The sequence below is a fragment of the Synechococcus sp. WC101 genome, from assembly GCF_047461555.1.
Taxonomy (GTDB): Bacteria; Cyanobacteriota; Cyanobacteriia; order Thermostichales; family Thermostichaceae; genus Thermostichus.
The window spans coordinates 1-1,708 of record NZ_JANSHG010000274.1; the positions used below are offsets into that span (position 1 = coordinate 1).

Consider the following 1,708-nt stretch of genomic DNA (forward strand, 5'->3'; position numbering starts at 1 on the left):
GGTCTTAGCCTGCACTAGGATGTAGCCGGCAATTAACTTCAGATCCTCATCGGTGAGGTTGCGCAGGCGAGGATACTCACTTAGAAGCTGGGTGTTGGGATGATATTCCACCAGGGACTCTACCCCGTCATAGGTGACCGGGTTCTTGATGTAGTCCACGATCGCCAACACATTATCGCGGGGAGGTGTTGCCCCCTCCAGATCCGAGAGCTTCAAGGTAACATCCGGATTGGGATAGGTCTGTCCACCCACATGACACTGGGCACAGGCCCTGTTGAATAACTGCTTTCCTCTGGCCAGTTGCGCTTCCGTGAAAGTGATGGACTCGGTTGGCGACAAGGCTACAGGAGGAATCTGCCTGGCCGCCAAGGCCGGCCCCCAGGCATACCCGGCCATCCCCAAAACCAAGATCAGGATCAGTAACCGACGACGCGCCGCCGCGAACGCTTTCTGAAGAGAAAAAAATTTGCTAAACATGGTTCTCCGTAGTTCGATCTTAGAAAAGGGGTCAGCTCTGCTCCAGCGACAAACCCGACAACAGGATCAAGAATAGACCATTGCGAGATCATTTGCAGATGGGATCCGGGATCCGTTTTGCAAGGCGTTCTCTTCGACCTTGGTGTTAAGTTTGATTGCGAATTCAGGGCCCCTTCAACGGTCGGGTTATTGCCCCCACCCTGCCGAGATCGGCAATGCGATACACAAAAGCAAACTCGGAGAAGGGATCTCTTTCCTCCTGGAGAGGACAGCAGAGGTTGGGACAGATAGGGTTGAGGAGTCCTCAAAGGCGGTTCAATTGCCAGGGATCCCCTGGCTGGGGCTATCCTGTAAGCATCTCTCCTGCGTGCGTTCTCTAAGTGGGTAGGCAATGCCTTGGGACCTGGGGCGGTTTTGGAACACGCTGACCTACTACGAAGCGCTGCCCTTTGCCGACCTATGGCGCTGGGTTCAGAATGGGTTCCAAGCAGCAGCGGTTGACTTCATGCTTCCTTCCCTGGCGACTTCAGCTCCTCTTCCCGTGATCTTCTTGGGCGATGGCCTACCAGTGGGGCTGGCGGAGGCGCTGCAACAGCAGGGGGCGGAAGTCCAGGAGAGAGGGGATGAGGTGACAGCCAGGGTCATCCTGGGTCTGGAGAACCGGGAGGAAGCTAAGGCCCACCTGGAGCGGCTGCGCCGCAGCGGCCAGACGGAACAGATGCTCTTTGACTTTCGCCGGCCTGACCCCCAGGTGAACCAGTTCTGGGGCATCCTAGACGATGTGGTGATGGGCGGGGTGAGCCAAAGCCAACTGCTCTGGGGCGAGGGCGAGCTGCTGTTTACGGGGCAGGTTTCCACGGCCAACTTCGGCGGCTTTGTTTCCACGCGCACCCGCAACTGGCAGCCTCCCTTGGATGTTTCGGGGTTTGCCGGCCTGGAGCTGCGGCTGCGGGGGGATGGGCAGCGCTACAAGGTTCTGCTGCGGGATCAAGGGGGTTGGGACAGCCCGGCCTACGGCTATGCCTTCGACACCACCCCAGGGGAAGAGCAGACCGTCCAGGTGCCTTTTGCCGAGATGGTGCCTACCTTTCGCGCCCGCCGGGTTGCTGCTCCCCCTTTGAATACCCGCCAGATCTATTCCCTGCAACTGATGCTGAGCAAGTTTGAGGCGGACGGCAGCCCCAACCCCCGCTTTCGGCCTGGGCCCTTCCAACTGGGCCTGCGCTGGATC

2 protein-coding genes are annotated in these 1,708 nt (G+C 58.8%); one reads left to right on the forward strand and one right to left on the reverse strand.

Annotation, left to right across the window (positions count from 1 at the left end):
• Positions 1-477: photosystem II cytochrome c-550 (psbV, locus tag NW809_RS12365; RefSeq protein WP_414402277.1), on the reverse strand; the 477-nt coding region annotated here is incomplete at its 3' end.
• Between the two features lie 391 nt (positions 478-868).
• On the opposite strand from psbV, the gene NW809_RS12370 reads away from it, so the two are divergent.
• The coding region (locus tag NW809_RS12370; protein ID WP_414402278.1) for a CIA30 family protein at positions 869-1,708 on the forward strand (840 nt) is incomplete at its 3' end.